Origin of the sequence: Frigoribacterium sp. NPDC087798, assembly GCF_044742985.1 — a bacterium.
GTDB lineage: Bacteria > Actinomycetota > Actinomycetes > Actinomycetales > Microbacteriaceae > Frigoribacterium.
This window is the reverse complement of the sequence record NZ_JBIUVP010000002.1, coordinates 411053-426755: the sequence shown is the minus strand read 5'-3', so window position 1 is coordinate 426755 and position 15703 is coordinate 411053. Positions and strand designations below refer to the sequence as shown.

Annotated in this window: 13 protein-coding genes; 5 read left to right on the top strand and 8 right to left on the bottom strand. The window is 73.4% G+C overall.

Annotated elements, in window-relative coordinates:
- Positions 1-73 precede the first annotated feature (73 nt).
- On the bottom strand, positions 74-1435 hold the full coding sequence (locus tag ACIOSR_RS08995) for an ABC transporter substrate-binding protein (protein WP_402752406.1): 1362 nt from the start codon (positions 1433-1435) through the stop codon (positions 74-76).
- Positions 1436-1664: 229 nt separating this feature from the next.
- Here ACIOSR_RS08995 and ACIOSR_RS08990 point away from each other — a divergent pair, with 229 nt between their 5' ends.
- Positions 1665-2546, top strand: a complete 882-nt coding sequence (locus ACIOSR_RS08990; protein ID WP_173153655.1) for a manganese catalase family protein — start codon at positions 1665-1667, stop codon at positions 2544-2546.
- A gap of 111 nt (positions 2547-2657) precedes the next feature.
- Here the strand turns inward: ACIOSR_RS08990 and ACIOSR_RS08985 are convergent, their stop codons facing one another.
- The 5 genes from ACIOSR_RS08985 to ACIOSR_RS08965 form a co-directional block, all read right to left on the bottom strand.
- Positions 2658-3506, bottom strand: a complete 849-nt coding sequence (locus ACIOSR_RS08985; protein ID WP_371740448.1) for a MurR/RpiR family transcriptional regulator — start codon at positions 3504-3506, stop codon at positions 2658-2660.
- Entirely contained in the window at positions 3503-4831 is a 1329-nt protein-coding gene (locus ACIOSR_RS08980) for an allantoate amidohydrolase (RefSeq protein ID WP_402752405.1), read from the bottom strand. The genes ACIOSR_RS08985 and ACIOSR_RS08980 overlap by 4 nt, the downstream gene beginning before the upstream one ends.
- On the bottom strand, positions 4828-6030 hold the full coding sequence (locus tag ACIOSR_RS08975) for an alanine--glyoxylate aminotransferase family protein (RefSeq protein ID WP_123571496.1): 1203 nt from the start codon (positions 6028-6030) through the stop codon (positions 4828-4830). The genes ACIOSR_RS08980 and ACIOSR_RS08975 overlap by 4 nt, the downstream gene beginning before the upstream one ends.
- Before the next feature lie 111 nt (positions 6031-6141).
- Positions 6142-7800 carry an AtzH-like domain-containing protein gene (locus ACIOSR_RS08970; RefSeq protein ID WP_402752404.1) on the bottom strand — a complete coding sequence of 553 codons (1659 nt, stop codon included), beginning with the start codon at positions 7798-7800 and terminating at the stop codon, positions 6142-6144.
- Positions 7793-8938 carry an acetamidase/formamidase family protein gene (locus tag ACIOSR_RS08965; protein WP_402752403.1) on the bottom strand — a complete coding sequence of 382 codons (1146 nt, stop codon included), beginning with the start codon at positions 8936-8938 and terminating at the stop codon, positions 7793-7795. Before ACIOSR_RS08965 ends, ACIOSR_RS08970 begins: the two co-directional genes overlap by 8 nt.
- A gap of 113 nt (positions 8939-9051) precedes the next feature.
- Here ACIOSR_RS08965 and pucL point away from each other — a divergent pair, with 113 nt between their 5' ends.
- Both pucL and ACIOSR_RS08955 read left to right on the top strand, forming a co-directional pair.
- Positions 9052-9945 (top strand): factor-independent urate hydroxylase, encoded by an 894-nt coding sequence (gene pucL, locus ACIOSR_RS08960; protein WP_402752402.1) that lies wholly within the window; start codon positions 9052-9054, stop codon positions 9943-9945.
- A gap of 50 nt (positions 9946-9995) precedes the next feature.
- Positions 9996-10472: a nucleoside deaminase gene (locus tag ACIOSR_RS08955; protein ID WP_267659226.1), complete on the top strand. Its 477-nt coding sequence runs from the start codon at positions 9996-9998 to the stop codon at positions 10470-10472.
- 18 nt (positions 10473-10490) lie between these two features.
- On the opposite strand, the gene uraH is transcribed toward ACIOSR_RS08955, so the two are convergent.
- The gene (gene uraH, locus ACIOSR_RS08950; RefSeq protein ID WP_402752401.1) at positions 10491-10817 is read right to left on the bottom strand and encodes a hydroxyisourate hydrolase; all 327 of its coding nucleotides are present in this window, start codon (positions 10815-10817) and stop codon (positions 10491-10493) included.
- Complete coding sequence (uraD, locus tag ACIOSR_RS08945; RefSeq protein WP_402752400.1) at positions 10814-11437, bottom strand: 2-oxo-4-hydroxy-4-carboxy-5-ureidoimidazoline decarboxylase; 624 nt, start codon at positions 11435-11437, stop codon at positions 10814-10816. Before uraD ends, uraH begins: the two co-directional genes overlap by 4 nt.
- Before the next feature lie 375 nt (positions 11438-11812).
- Between uraD and ACIOSR_RS08940 the strand changes: the two genes are divergently transcribed.
- Complete coding sequence (locus tag ACIOSR_RS08940) at positions 11813-12748, top strand: FAD binding domain-containing protein (protein WP_402752399.1); 936 nt, start codon at positions 11813-11815, stop codon at positions 12746-12748.
- A complete protein-coding gene (locus tag ACIOSR_RS08935) occupies positions 12745-15516 on the top strand; it encodes a molybdopterin-dependent oxidoreductase (protein ID WP_402752398.1) in 2772 nt (923 codons plus the stop codon). The genes ACIOSR_RS08940 and ACIOSR_RS08935 overlap by 4 nt, the downstream gene beginning before the upstream one ends.
- Positions 15517-15703: the final 187 nt, after the last annotated feature.

Sequence of the window (15703 nt, the reverse complement as noted above, 5' to 3'; positions counted from 1 at the left end):
GGGCCGGGCAAGCGTCAGGGGGTCACGTCGGTCGAGGACGTGACCCCCTGACGGTGGGACGGGGAGGCGCGGGTCAGCCCACGGCGCGCTCGTACGCCCGCAGCGACGAGCGCTGGGCGTCGGCCAGCGCCTCCTCGGCCGACTTGTCGCCGAGCAGGTAGCTCGTGACGGCGTTCTGCAGGTCGCTCTGGATCTGCTGCCCGGCGGGCGACGCGCCCACGGTCGTCCCGGACGACACGGCGTCGTAGTAGGTCGCGATCGTCTCGTCGAACCCCTGGTCGCCGCTCGGGGTGACGTACTGCTGGCGGATGGCGTCGTCGGCGGCGGGCGACCCGGTGAACAGTCCGGCGTTGACGGCGCCCGGCGTCTCGGCGAGGGAGTCCGCCCGGGCCTCCGCCGCGGCCAGCCAGGCGTCCTGCTCGGTCAGGGCGAGCGCCCACGCGCAGGCGGCGTCCGGGTTCTCGGCGCCGACCGGGACGACGTAGGCCGTGCCGCCGGCGACGGCGAACGGGTCGCCGTCGGCGTCGCGGAACGGGACGGCCGTGATGTCGACCTCGTCGCGGTACGGCGACAGGACGCTCACGTACCACTGGGCGGCGATCTGGGCGCCGACCTGGTCGGCCACGAACTGGTTGCGGTCACCGAAGGTGTCGAAGGTGTCCGAGAAGCTCTTGCCCACCGCGTAGCCGCCCTGGGCGTCGGCCAGGCGCTTCTCGAGTTCGAGGCCGGCCACGTTGCGGGGGTCGTCGAGGGTCGGCTTCCCGTCGTCGTCGACGATCTGCCCGCCCTGACCCAGGATGAACAGGGCCGCCTGACTCGCCCACACGCCGTCGAAGCCGAGGCGGGTCGGGTCGCCGCCCGACTCCTGGTACATCGCCTCGGCCGCGGCGACGAGCCGGTCGGGGTCGCTCGTGTCGATGTCGTCGGTGCCGAGGCCGGCCTCCTGCAGCACGCGCCGGTCGACGATGATCGCCGGGGGCTGGAAGAACTGCGGCACGGCCCAGATCTGGTCGTCGTAGGTGACGTCGGCCGCGACGGACTCGTAGAACCGCTCGCCGGGGTCGACGTCGTTCGCCGCGTAACAGGCGTCGACGGGCTGGATCAGGTCCTGGGCCGCGTAGGTCGCGACGAAGTTGCGGTCCATCTGCACGACGTCGGGCACGTCACCGCTGGCCACGCGCGTCGTGAACTTCTGGGCGTCGAAGGTGGTCTGGTCGAGCTGGACGTCGACGTCGGGCAGGGCGTCCGCCGCGTACGCGATGCGGGCCTCGCCGACGTCGTCGGCGTTGTCGAACGCCCAGGCCTCGAGCGGACCCGAGGCCGAGGTCGAGAAATCGGTCGCCTCCCCCTGCCCGCCGCCGCTGCAGCCCGTCGCCACCAGGGCGAACGCGAGCCCCGTCGCGGCCGCCACCCCCGTCTTCTTCTTCGAGGTCATGTCCCACTCCCGTCGACTCGGCCCCGCGTCGTCGCGGGGGCACTCGTCGCCATACAACCCGAGGAGGCGCACCCGGGTCCGCCCCTTGACGGCGACCCCAGGTCGTGCTCGCCACTTGCGCATCCGGACGGCCGTTGTCAACCGGTCTCGAGACTTCGGACGCCCGTCGCGGGACGGAGAGAACGTGGACCGACACCGGGGTCACGGCCCCCGAGGGAATAGGAGTCCCATGTTCTTCCACAAGCAAGAGCTCCAGTACAAAGCAGAACCCACCAAGCCCGACGCGGTCCTCGCCCACAAGATGCAGGAGATCCTCGGCGGCCAGTACGGCGAGATCACCGTCGCGATGCAGTACGGCTTCCAGGCCTGGAACAGCAAGTTGCCGGGCAAGTACCGCGACATGATCTTCGGCATCGGAGCCGAGGAGTTCGGCCACGTCGAGATGATCGCCACGATGATCTCGCAGCTGCTCGCGAAGGCGCCCGTCGGCGCCACCGAGAAGGCCGTGCAGGACGACCCGGTCATCGCGGCCGTCGTCGGCGGCACCGACATCCAGGCCGCCATCGTCGCGGGCGCGGGCGCCCGCCCCGTCGACTCGAACGGGAACCCCTGGTCGGGCAGCTACATCACGGCCTCCGGCAACCTGCTGGCCGACGTCATCGCGAACGCGAACGCCGAGATGCAGGGCCGCCTCCAGGTCGCCCGGCTCTACCACATGACCGAGGACAAGGGAGTGCGGGACATGCTCGGCTTCCTGCTGGCCCGCGACACGGCGCACCAGAACCAGTGGGTCGCCGCCGCCCGTGAGCTGATGGCCGAGGGCCACGAGGAGCTGCCGATCCCGAGCAACTTCCCGATGAGCGAAGAGATCCAGACCGAGGAGTACAAGTTCTACAACTTCTCGGACGGCGCCGCGGCGTCCGAGGGCACCTGGGCCCAGGGGCCCTCGCCCGACGGCAAGGGCCAGTTCACCTACGAGGAGGCCCCCACGAGCGGCGTGCCCTTCCCCGCGCCGACCAAGCCCGACGAGCGCCTGTACGGGACGACCCCCGTGCCGAACATCGTCGAGAAGACGGTCGGTGTCGTCAAGGACAAGCTCGCCAAGAGCTGATCCGGCCGGCTCGCCACGAGCTGACCCGGTCGTCCGACACCCTGACGCCCCCTCGGCCTACGGGCCGTGGGGGCGTCGGTGCGTCCTCGTCGCGGGCCGGTGCGGCGCGCGTCACTCGAGTTCGGACAGCTCGGCGTAGAGCCCCGTGATCTCGGCCACGCGGCTCCGACCCCCCTCGGGCCGGGCGGCCGACACGGTCTCGGCCAGGACGGCACCGGCCAGCAGGGCGGCGAGGCTCATGGCGCTCGCGTAGCTGTCGAACGGGGCCGGGGTCTCGACCGGGCAGTCGAGCCTCACGGTCACGTCGACTCCCCGCAACGACGGATCGGCCACGAGCACGACCGGCACGCCGCGGGCGGCCAGCGCCGACAGGACGCCGGCGAACCCGGCCGGACGGCGGCGGAACCCCACCAGCACGACGACGTCCCGTGCTCCGAGCCCGACGAGTTCTTCGCCGATCGACTGGCCGGGCTGCGGCGCGACGCGCACGTCGTCCCGTGCCTGGACCAGCTGCTGCCGCAGGTGGAGGGCCACCGGGTAGCTGTTGCGGAACCCCGCCACGACGACCCGCTCGGCGCCGGCGACCAGCGCGGCCGCCCGCTCGAGTCGGCCGTCGCCGAGCCCCGAGAGCATCACGTCGAGGTTGCGACGTTCGGCCTCGGCGTGCTCGGCGATGCCGCCGGAGGCGCGGGCCGGGCCGACCGGGACGCCCCGGCTCCGCGACGCCCTCGCCTGGTCGCGCACCTCTTGGGCGTCGGTGAAGCCGAGCCGCCGGAACAACCGCGACACCGTCGCCTTCGAGACGCCGCTCTGCTCGGCGATCTCGGTCGCCGTGTAGACGGCGAGGTCGTCCAGGTGGTCGAGGATGAAGTCGGCGGCCCGCTGTTCGCGCGGCGAGAGGCGGCCGTAGCCCGAGTCGATCCGGTCACGGATGCCCGCCCCTTCGACCTGGTCGCTCACGTGGGCCCCTGCGTCTGGGTCTGGGGGCGCGCCTGCGCCTGGGCCTGCGCCTGCGACTGCGCCGGGTGCGCCTGCGCCGGATGCGCCTGCGCCGGATGCGCCGCCGCGACCGCGTGCACGGCGGCCTCGAAGGCGTCGAGAGCGACGGCCACGTCGTCGATCGAGACGATCTCGTCGGGGTGGTGGCTGATGCCGCCGTTGCCGCAGCGGACGAACAGCATGGCCCACCCGGTCAGCTCGGCGACGGCCATGGCGTCGTGCCCGGCCTTCGAGAACAGCACCATCGGGTCGGTGTCGCCGGTCGCGACGATGCCGTCGCGGACGAACCCCCGGAGGCGCGGTGAGGCCACCACGGCCGGCGCGCGGTGGGTCTCGTCCACCGAGAGGGTCAGCCCTCGACGCTCGCCGACCTCGGCCGCGACGGCCTGGATGCCGGCCCAGACCTCGTCGCGTCGGTCGTCGAGTTCGCCGCGGAGGTCGAGGCTGAACTCGACGAGACCGGGGATGACGTTGACGCCGCCGGGGAACGCCTGCAGGCGACCCACCGTGGCGATGCAGTCGGCCTCTCGGGCCAGTCGCTCGACCGCGAGGACGATCTCGCTGGCCCCGGCGAGCGCGTCGTGCCGACGGTGGAACGGGACGCCCCCCGCGTGACCGGCGACCCCGGTCAGCGTCAGCTCGAAACGTCGTGCCCCGGCGATCGACGAGACGACGGCGAGCGCCCGGTCGGCCTCCTCGAGGTAGGGGCCCTGCTCGATGTGGGTCTCGAGGTAGCCGATCACGTCGGCCGGTTCGTAGGCGGCGTCGCCGACCCGGTCCGGGTCGAGGCCGAACGCCATGAAGGCCTCGTGCAGCGTCGTGCCGGACGCGTCGGCCAGGGACCACCACTCGGGCAGCCAGGTGCCGGCGACCGCACGGGAACCGAGCAGGGCGGTGCCGAAACGGGTGCCCTCTTCGTCGCCGAAGGCGAGGACCTCGATCGCGAACGGCAGACGGGTGTCGGACGCTTCGAGCCGCGCGACCAGGGCGATGCCGAGCAGCACGCCGAGGATGCCGTCGTAGCGGCCGGCGTCGGGCACCGTGTCGAGGTGCGAGCCGAGCAGCAGGGCGGGCAGGCCGGGCTCGGTGCCCTCGTAGCGGCCGCGCTGGTTGCCGGCCGCGTCCCGCCAGGTGGTCATGCCGGCCCGTCGCATCCACTCGCCGGCCATCGCGTTCACCCGTGCGTGCTCGGGCGAGAGGTACACGCGCTCGATGCCGGTGGGGCTGCTCGAGACCGCGGCCAGGGCGTCGCAGCGTTCGAGGACGAGGCGGGCCTCGTCGCTCACGCCGCGCCTCCTGCCCGGTCGGCGTCGAGGTAGACGTCGTACGCGGCCCCGACGCCGCCCCCGCTCGTGATCGGTGCGCCCTCGCGGCGGAGCACGGCCTCGAGCGCGGCGAGCGTCGTGAGCACGGTGTCGCGACGGGCGTTGTAGCCCATCGTGCCGATGCGCCAGACCTTGCCGTGCAGCGGGCCGAACGAGGTGCCGATCTCGATGCCGAAGTCGGTGAGCAGGGCACCGCGCACCCGGTCGCCGTCGACCCCGTCGGGGATGACCACGGCGACCACGTTGTTCATCTTGTGCGCGAGGTCGCCGAACGTCTCGAGGCCGAGCCCCTGCACCCCGGCGAGCATCGCGCGGCCGTGCAGCTCGTGTCGTGCCACCACGGCGTCGACGCCCTCGTCGACGACGAGGCGGGCGCACTCGCGGGCGCCCCAGAGCATGGTGGTCGCCTCGGTGTGGTGGTTGAGGCGCTGAGGACCCCAGTAGTCGAAGATCATCGCGAGGTCGAAGTAGTTCGACGCGATGCGTCGGCTGCTGGTCGTGTCGCCGTCGGTGCGGATGCCCGCCTCGATCGACGTGCGGGCCCGGATGACCTCGACCGCCCGTTCGCCGTAGGTGACGGGAGACGAGCCCGAGGGGCCGCCGAGGCACTTCTGCAGGCCGGCGCTGACGGCGTCGAGGCCGAGTTCGTCGGTGCGGAAGGCGTTGCCGACGATCGACGCCGTGACGTCGGTGTAGAAGAGCACGCCGTGACGGGCGCAGACCTCGCCGAGCCCCTCGAGGGGCTGGGCGACCGTCGTCGAGGTGTCGCCGTGCACGACCGCGAGCAGCTTCGGCTGGACGCGCTCGATCGCCTCGACGATGGTCTCGAGCGGGAAGACTTGGCCCCAGGGCACCTCGATGACGTGCACCTCGGCCCCGCAGCGCTCCGCGATCTCGCGCAGGAGGTGGCCGAAGCGACCGAAGACGGGCACGAGCACCTTGTCGCCCGGTTCGATCAGCGACACGAGCGAGGCCTCGATGCCGGCGCGCGAGGTGCCGTCGACGAGCAGGGTCTGCTCGTTCGAGGTCTGGAACACCTCGCGGTAGAGCGCCTGGGTCTCGTCCATGTAGGCGGTCATGGCCGGGTCGTACTGCCCCACGAGCTGCGCCGACATCGCGCGGAGCACCCGGGGATCGGCGTTGATCGGGCCGGGGCCCATCAGGAGGCGGGCGGGCGGGTCGATCGGCTGGAAGACGCGTTTCACCCGTCCCACCCTACGCAACCCGTGTTTCAACCAGGTGAACTCGGCGGGCACCGTCCGAGGCGGGCATCAGGTCGCCCAGGTCGCCGCGAGATCGAGCAGGGACAGGTCCACCCCGCGGGGGCCCACGAGGCACAGCCCGACGGGCGCGCTCCGCCCGGAGGCGAGCGGCACCTCGAGGACCGGCGCCGAGACGGCGGGGGCGCCGAGCACGCCGGCGATGCAGGTCAGCCCGAGGGTCGCCGAGCGCACGGCGTCCACCTCGGCAGCGGTCGCACCGAGCGCGGGCGCGGCCGAGGACGCGCTGGGCAGGAGCAGCACCCGGCCGTCGAGCAGGGCCTCGAGACGACGACGTTCGTGGCCGAGGGCGACCCGCGCCTCCTCGGCCTGCCCAGGCGAGACCGTCGCGCCGAACGCGAAGCGGGCCGACACGTCGGCGGCGAGCTCGCCCGGGTGCTCGGTGATCCAGTCGCCGTCGGACTGCCAGGCCTCGAAGGCCTGCAGCACGCGGAACAGCTCGAAGAGGTGGGCGACGTCGCCCAGCACGACCTCCTCGGGACGCTCGACCCGCCCCGCGGCGGTCGCCTCGTCGAGAGCCCTCACGAACCCGGCACGCACGCCGGGCTCGACCGACGCGAGCACCCGCGGATCGACGACGTACGACGGCTCGACCGACACCTGGTCGGCCAGGGACACCGACGCTCGGGCCGCCCGACGGAGGGTGTCGACCTCGCGGGTCAGCCAGCCGACCGTGTCGAAGCTCGGCGCGAGCGGGAGCAGCCCGGCGCGATCGACCGCCCCGTGGGTGGTGCGGATGCCCCAGAGCCCCTGGTAGGACGCGGGCACGCGGAGCGATCCGCCGGTGTCGGTGCCCAGGGCGATGCTCACCTGCCCGAGGGCCACGGCCGCCGCCGGGCCACTGGTCGAGCCGCCGGGGATCGCACCCGGCACGGCCGGGTTGGGAGGGGTGCCGTAGGCCGAGTTGCGTCCGGCGATGCTGTACGCGAACTCGTCGGTCTGCGCGATGCCGCGCAGGTCGGCCCCGGCGTCGAGCAGGTGCTGCACCGCGGCCGCGTGCCGGAACTCGGGGGCCGCACCCGCGAGCCGGGCAGGCACGCCGGCCCCGATCGCGTGGCCTGCGACCGCGAACAAGTCCTTCACGGCGACCGTCTCGCCCGAGAGGGCAGGAGGCGCCGTGCCGGTCGGGTCGTCCCCTCGGCTTCCCGAGACGAGCGGCTCGCCCACGACCCGCCAGACCCGGCGGTCGATCGCCGGCGGCGACGCCTGCACCTGGGCCGAGGCGATCCGCCAGGAGCGGGCACCCCCCGGGCCGGCATCCGGATCGCGGCGCCAGAGCTGCGTGACGACACCACGACCCCCGGCGGCCGGGGCGTTGACCGACACGACGGTCGCCACGTCGGCGGTGACGACCTGGACGTGGCACTCGACCACCCGTCGCACAGGGCCGGACCCGCGCCTCGCCCGGAAGGCCGTGATCGCGTCGTGCCCCACCAGCAGCCCACCGGCGTCGGCGCGCATGACGGTGGCGGTCGGTTCGAAGGCCGCGGCGAGCGCGGCCTGGTCGTCGGCGGCGAGTGCGCGCTCGTAGGCGTCGAACGCCCCGAGGAGTCCGTCGGGCAGCTCGCCTTCGACCGAGGTGGGGACGGTGCCCGAGCCGACCCGTGCCTCCTCGGGGTGGCCCGGCGGTCTACCGGTCGCGTCAACCACCGAAGTCCGCCTTGCGGATGCGGGCGTGGACGCCCTTGACGAGGTCGACGACCTGCGAGATGTCGAAGTCGGTCGCCGCCGAGAGGTAGGCGTAGGCGAGGCTGCGGTCCATGCCGTAGCGGGCCTCGAGCAGGTCGATCGCCGCTCGGACGCAGGCGCGGACCGCCTCGTCGAGATCTTCGTCGAGGCCGGTCGGCACCAGCGACTCGGCGGTCTCGGCCAGCGGCCCGGAGATCTCGCCGAACAGCGCCACGGCCTCGGCGCGCGGCACCAGGTCGAACCGGACGGTCACGCGCAGGCTGGCCTCCATCGCGGTGAGCGCGACCTCGCCGTCGCCCTGGGCGAAGTGCGGGTCGCCGACGTAGGCGAGCGCCCCGGGCACCTGGACCGGCAGGTGCAGGGACGCGCCCTCGGTCAGGAGGGCGATGTCGACGTTGCCCCCGTGCGGACCCGGTGGCACCGAGTGCGGTCGCTCGTCGCCCGCGACGGCGACCCCCATGATGCCGAGGAACGGGTGCAGCGGGAACCGCACCGTGTGACCGGCACCGGGCACGAGCGGCAACGTGCCGACCAGGGAGCCGTCGGGTTCGTGGTCGACGGCCGCGAAGACGCTGACCGGATCGGCGCCGAGCGGGAACTCGCCGGCGAGGGCCCCGCGACCGTGGCGGTTGGAGATGACGCCGTACGGCACGCGAGGTGTCGCGTCGAGCAGGGTCATCGTGACGACGTCGCCGGGCTGGGCGCCGCGGATCGCGATGGGGCCCGTCACGACGTGCGGGCCGTCGGCACCCGGATCGCGACCGTGCTGGTCGTCGCTCGCGGCGGCCAGGGCGACCGCGTCGTCGAGCACGTGCTCGGGGGGCACCCCGTGGCGGGCGAAGAAGGCCCGAGGATCACGGCCCTGGTCTTCGAGCACGCCCTCGTGGCTGAGGGTGTCGATGAGGACGGCCGTGCCCGGGTCGATCGTGAGCACGGGCTCGTCGGAGGCGCAGGGCAAGCGCCCCCACAGGGTCGTGGCGAGTGTCGCCGGCACGTAGGGGAGGGCATCGCCACGGTCGCCGGGCGACAGGGGTTGCAGGATCGGGGTCGCGGGAACGGGGCCCGACGGGGGTGCGGGGGTCGCCTCGGAGATCGCCATGCCCAGCACAGTAGCGAGTCGACGCCTCGCCCCGATAAGCCCTCTGAAACGAGTTGTTCACAAATCGTCGATCGTGAAACAAGTCGTTCACACGGTTGTGTGATCATCGCCGCATGGCGATCATCCTCGGCGACAACCAGTACGGCAAGGCGGAGTCGCGGCTCGTGCGCTTCTACCGCGACGGGCCCCGACACGAGATCCGCGACGTCAACGTCACGACGGCACTGCGGGGCCCCTTCGACGCGGCGTACCTCCGCGGCGACCAGAGTGCCGTCCTGCCGACCGACACCCAGAAGAACACCGCGTTCGCGTTCGCGAAGTCGAAGGGCGTCGAAGCCGTCGAGCGCTTCGGGCTCGAGCTCGCCCGCCACTTCGTGCACGACGTCGAACCCGTGACGGGCGCCCGCATCGAGATCGAGCAGTACGACTGGCAGCGGGCCGTGGTCGACGGCAGCGAGCACGACCACACCTGGCTGCGTTCGGGTCAAGAGGTCCGCACCGCCGCCGTCACGGTCGACGGCACCGGCGAGTACGTCGTGGGCGGGCTGAAGGACCTGGTCCTGCTCAAGTCGACCGGCTCCGAGTTCGCCGGGTTCCTGACCGACGAGTTCACGACCCTGCCCGAGACGCACGACCGGGTCATGGCGACGGCGCTCGACGCGAAGTGGCGCTTCGGCACGACCGACGTCGACTGGGAGGCCACGTACGCCGAGGTCAAGCGCCTGATGGTCCGCGAGTTCGCCACCCTGCAGTCGCTCGCCCTGCAGCAGACCCTGTGGCACATGGGCACGGCCGTCCTCGAGGCGATCCCCTCGATCGTCGAGGTGCGCCTGCAGGCACCGAACAAGCACCACTTCGCCTACGACCTGTCGCCCTTCGGCCTCGAGAACCCGGGCGAGGTCTTCTGGGCCGCCGATCGCCCGTACGGTCTGATCGAGGCGACCGTGCTGCGCGACGACGCCCCGCCGGCCCACGACGCGTGGCGCGCCTCCGCGGGTCTCGCATGAGCCTCGTCGAGCCGAGCCGCCCCACCCCCGCCCCACCCCGAGGAGACACCGTGACCGACGCCGACGACGCCCGCTGGCTGGCCCGTACCATCGAACTGGCCGTCGAGAACGTCGCGAACGGGGGCGGACCGTTCGGGGCCGTCATCGTGCGGGGCGACGAACTCGTGGCCGAGGGTCGGAACCGGGTGACGGCCGACCTCGACCCCACCGCACACGCCGAGGTGACCGCGATCCGGGCGGCGTGCCGGGCGGTCGGCGACTTCTCCCTCGCCGGCACGACCCTCTACACCTCGTGCGAACCGTGCCCGCTGTGCCTCTCGGCGTCACTCTGGGCCAGGGTCGACCGGGTCGTGTACGCCGCGGACCGGCACGACGCCGCGCGAGGCGGTTTCGACGACCTCGAGTTCTACGAACTGTTCGCGCGCGACCGGTCGACCTGGGACCTCCCCGTCGACGAGGTACGCCCGGCGAACGCGCCGGCGCCGTTCGAGGCGTGGGCGAGCCACGACCACCGCACCGACTACTGAGCCGTCGTGCGAGGGGGGTCAGCTGCCGCGGTAGGTCGAGTACGCGAACGGGCTGAGCAGCACGGGCACGTGGTAGTGGCTCGACTCGTCGGCGAGGGTGAAGTCGACGGTCACCCGCGGGTAGAACGTGTCACGCCCGGCCGCCGCGAAGTAGGCGGCGGTCTCGAAGACCAGTCGGTAGTCGGCGGCGGGCAGGGCGTCCGGGCCGAGTTCGGGCACGCGCCCGTCGGCGTCCGTGACGCCGGTGGCGAGTTCGGTGCCCCGCGCGTCGTAGAGGGCGACGGGAACGTCGGCGGCCGGGCGGCCCAGTGCGGCGTCGAGGACGTGCGTCGTGACGTGGCTCATGCTCGGGCCTCGTCGTGGCCGGCGCGTGCCGACTCGGCGGACGTCGACCCGGCGGGTGCCGACCCGGCGGGTGCCGACCCGGCGGGTGCCGACTCGGCGGACGTCGATCCGGCGGGTGCCGACCCGGCAGGTGCCGACTCGGCGAAGGTCGACTGCAACCGCAGCAGGGCGATGTCGCGCAGCTCGGCTCCGACGATGCGCAGCTCGGTGTCGTCGTCGAGCCCGAGCCGGCGGTGCAGCTCACCCACGATCTCGGCCCGGCTCCGACCGGCGGCACGGATCAGGAACACCCGGTCGAAGCGCTGCTCGTACGCGGCGTTGCCCTCGACCAGCAGCTGCGCGAGCGTCTCGTCGTCGGCGTCGACCGCCGAACCCTGCTCGCGCCGGCTGAACGCCTGGGCGGCGCCGTCGCCGACCGGCTTCTCACCGATGCGCGGGTGGTGCGCCATCGCCTCGTCGATCTCGGCGGCGCTGAGCGGCGTGGCGGCGGCGGCCGCCACCGTGATGAGGGCGTCGGAATCGGCGAACGGCGCCTGCGCCGCGACGTCGTCGACCCACCGCTCGACGGCGAGGGCGGCCAGCAGGTGCGAACGCAGGGTGGCGTCGTCGAGCTCGATCATGACGCACACCCTAGCGACGGTGCCCCGAGGCGACGGGCACGGCTGGCCGACCCGCGCCTCCCGGGCGTCGGGCGACGCGGCACCCAGGCGCGCCCCGGCGAGTGGCCGCTCGCACCACGTCCGCAGCCGCTCGCACCACGTGCGCAGCCGCTCGCACCACGTGCGCGTCGTGGAACCACCCGCGAGCGTGGTTCGACCACACGACGGTGGTGCGACCCCGTCCCCGTCCCCGGCCCTCGCTCCGGCTCCGACTCTCGTCCCGGCCCTCCCCCCGACGCGGCTGCGGTGTCGGCGGCTCCGCGCCGGGGCCGGTCGTTCGACGCCGAGCGAGCCGACACATGCTCGAAACGCCGGTCGTGCAGAGTGGGGTCTCCCATGGACCTGACCACCGTTCGCGAGATCCGCACCCCGTCACGCCGCGACGAGATCGTCTTCGCGCCCGGCGAGCGCCCCCTCGGCGGCGGCACGTGGCTGTTCTCGGAGCGGCAGCCCGGGCTGACCGGCCTGGTCGACCTGACCTCGCTCGGGTGGACGCCGGTCGAGCGCGGAGTCGACGTCGACGGCGGTGGCGACGTCCTCCGCGTCGCCGCCACCTGCACCATCGCCGAGCTGTTGCGACTGCCCGCCGACGACGACTGGGTCGCCCACCCGCTCGTCGACCAGTGCGCGAACTCGTTGCTCGCCTCGTTCAAGATCTGGAACGTCGCGACGGTCGGCGGCAACGTCGCCCTCGGGCTGCCGGCCGGCGCCATGACGTCGCTGATGGCCACGCTCGACGCCACGGCCGTCGTCTGGACGACCGACGGGGGCGAGCGCCGCCAGCCCGTGTCCACCTTCGTCACCGGAGTGGTGCAGAACACCCTCGAGCCGGCTGAGGTGCTGCGCGCCCTCGAGGTGCCACTCGGGTCCCTGCGCTCCCGCACCGGGTTCCGGCGCATCTCGCTGAGCCCCCTGGGCCGCTCCGGCGCGCTGGTCACGGCCCGGCTCGGCCTCGACGGCGAGTTCGTGGTCACGATCACGGCGGGGACGACCCGTCCCGTCCAGCTGCGCTTCGACGAGGTGCCCGGCGAGCGGGCCCTCGCGGACGCTCTCGGCCGCATCGACTGCTGGTACTCCGACCCCCACGGCGACCCCGACTGGCGCCGCGCGATGAGCGCCCGCTTCGCCGACGAGCTGCGGGTCGAGCTCGGACGGCCCGCCACCGACGCACCGGTGCGACCCGTGCGCGAGTCGACCCACGACCCGCGCAGCGCGGCCGCCCGCGCGAGGCGGACGCCGCCCACCACCACGACCCCCGGAGGCGCGCGATGACCCCGAGACACGTCACGTTCGAGGTCGACGGCCTCCCGCTCGACGCCGACGTCGACCCCGGCCAGGTGCTGCGGACGGTGCTGCGCGAGCACGGCGTCCACTCGGTCAAGAAGGGCTGCGACGCGGGCGACTGCGGCGCGTGCTCGGTGCTGGTCGACGGCGAACCCGTGCACTCGTGCATCTATCCCGCCCACCGGCTCGAGGGCCGGGCGGTGACGACGGCGGCCGGTCTCGGCACCCCCGAGCACCCCCACCCCGTGCAGCAGGCGTTCGCCGACGCGGCCGGGTTCCAGTGCGGCTTCTGCACGGCCGGCATGGTGGTGACGGCCTCGACGTTCACCGAGGCCGACGCGGACGACCTCCCGCGCCTCCTGAAGGGCAACCTGTGCCGGTGCACGGGGTACCGGGCGATCGGCGACGCGATCTGCGGCGTCTCGAACACGGTGGCCCCGGCCGACGGCGAGGCGGCCGGTCGGTCGGTGAAGGCCCCGGCGGCCCTGCGCGTGGCGTCCGGCAGCGAGCCGTACACGCTCGACTTCCGCAGCACGACGAAGCTGCTGCACCTCGCCGTGCTCGGCAGCCCGCACCCCCACGCCCGCATCACCTCGATCGACACGAGTGCCGCCGAGGCGCTGCCCGGCGTGCACCTGGTGTTGACCCACCGCGACTCCCCCGCGACGTTGTTCTCGACCGGTCGCCACGAAGACCGCGAGGACGACCCGGACGACGGCCTGGTCCTCGACCCCGTGCTGCGGTTCCGAGGGCAGCGCGTCGCCGCGGTCGTCGCGGACGACGTCCGCACGGCGACGAACGCCCTGGCCGCGATCGTGGTCGAGTACGAACCGTTGCCCGCCGTGTTCGACCCCGAGACGGCGCGCTCCCCCGGGGCCCCGCTGCTGCACGGCGAGAAGACCGTCGAGGCGTCGCGCATCGCGTTCCCCGAGCGCAACACCGTGGCCGCCATGCACGACGAGACGGGCGACGTCGAGGCCGGCCTGGCGCAGGCCGACGCCGTCGTCGAGGGCACCTGGCGCACGCAGCGCGTCTCGCACGGCGCGCTCGAGACGCACGCCTCGCGCGGCTGGCTCGACGACGACGGACGCCTCGTCGTCCGCACGGCGAGCCAGGTGCCGTTCCTCGTGCGGGACGAGCTGGCCCACGTCTTCGGGCTGCCGCAGGAGCAGGTCCGGGTCTTCGCCGCCCGCGTGGGCGGCGGTTTCGGGGGCAAGCAAGAGCTCATCACCGAAGACCTCGTCGCCCTCGCCGTGCTGCGCACCGGTCGACCCGTGCAGTACGAGTTCACCCGCGAGGACGAGTTCACGATCGCGCCGACCCGCCACCCGATGCGCGTCCGCGTGCGCGTCGGCGCGACGAGCGACGGGGTGCTGACCGCGCTGCACGTCGACCAGCTGATGGACACGGGCGCCTACGGCAACCACGGCGTCGGCGTGATGTACCACTCGGTGCACGAGTCGACGAGCGTCTACCGCTGTCCGAACAAGCGCGTGGACGCCGAGTCGGTCTACACGAACAACCTGCCCTCGGGGGCGTTCCGCGGGTACGGGCTGGGGCAGGTCGTCTTCGCCGTCGAGTCCGCGATGGACGAACTGGCCCGCGAGCTCGGCATCGACCCGTTCAAGCTGCGCCGCCGCAACGTGATCGTCCCCGGCGACCCGATGGTGGTCACCGACCCCGACGAAGAGAGCGATCTGCTGATCGGCAGCTACGGTCTCGACCAGTGCCTCGACCTGGTCGAGCAGGCGCTGGAGTCCCCTGCCCCTGAGGGCGCGCCTCCTGCTCCCGTCGGCCCGACCTGGGTCACCGGGCGCGGCATGGCGCTGGCCATGATCGCCACGATCCCGCCACGCGGTCACTTCGCCGACACCTCGATCGAGCTGCTGCCCGACGGCCGCTACGACATCGGCGTCGGCACGGCCGAGTTCGGCAACGGGACGACGACCGTGCACACCCAACTCGTCGCCTCGGCGCTCGGCACCACGCCCGACCGGGTCGTCGTCCGGCAGTCCGACACCGACGTGGCCCGGTACGACACGGGCGCCTACGGGTCGGCCGGCGTCGTCGTCGCCGGCAAGGCCCTGCTCGCCGCCGCCCACAAGCTGCGAGCGGCGATGGTCGACCGCGCGCTGGCGATCGCCGGAGGCGCGGGTCACGCCGTCGACACCGGCACCGCCCCCGAGGTGGTCGCGGGCGGCGTCGTGGTGCGCGTCGGCCCCGGTGTCGACGCGACCGTCCTGGTGTCCGGCGACCGGCTGCTGGCCGACGGTCCGCTCACCGCCGACGGTTCCCACGACGGCACCCCACGCTCGGTGGCGTTCAACGTGCACGGCTTCGAGGTCGCCGTCGACCGGGCGAGCGGCGAGGTGCGCCTGCTGCGCTCGGTTCAGGCGGCGGACGCCGGCGTCGTGCTGAACCCCGAGCAGCTGCGCGGGCAGGTCGAGGGCGGCACGGCGCAGGCGATCGGCACGGCCCTCTACGAAGAGATGATGCTCGACGACGAGGGTCGCGTGCTGACGACGGCGTTCCGCAACTACCGGATGCCCAAGTTCGGCGACGTGCCCCAGACCGAGGTGCACTTCGCGACCACGCACGACGACCTGGGTCCGCTCGGCGCCAAGTCGATGAGCGAGGCGCCGTACAACCCGGTGGCACCCGCCCTGGCCAACGCGATCCGCGACGCCCTCGGCGTGCGACCGCACGAACTGCCGATGTCGCGCGACCGCCTCTGGCGCCTCGCCGGCGGTCGCTGAGCCGGGCAGAGCGGGGCGAGACGGGGCCGGCCGGGGCCGCGACCGGACCACGAGTCGCACCACGGAATGGACGTCGCACCGCCGACATGCGCGGTGCGACGTCCAGTCGACGGTGCGACGCGAGCGCGGGCTGGGCCAGCCCAGTCCGCGGTCGGGCCCAACCCGGGGGCCGGGTCCAGCCCGGAGG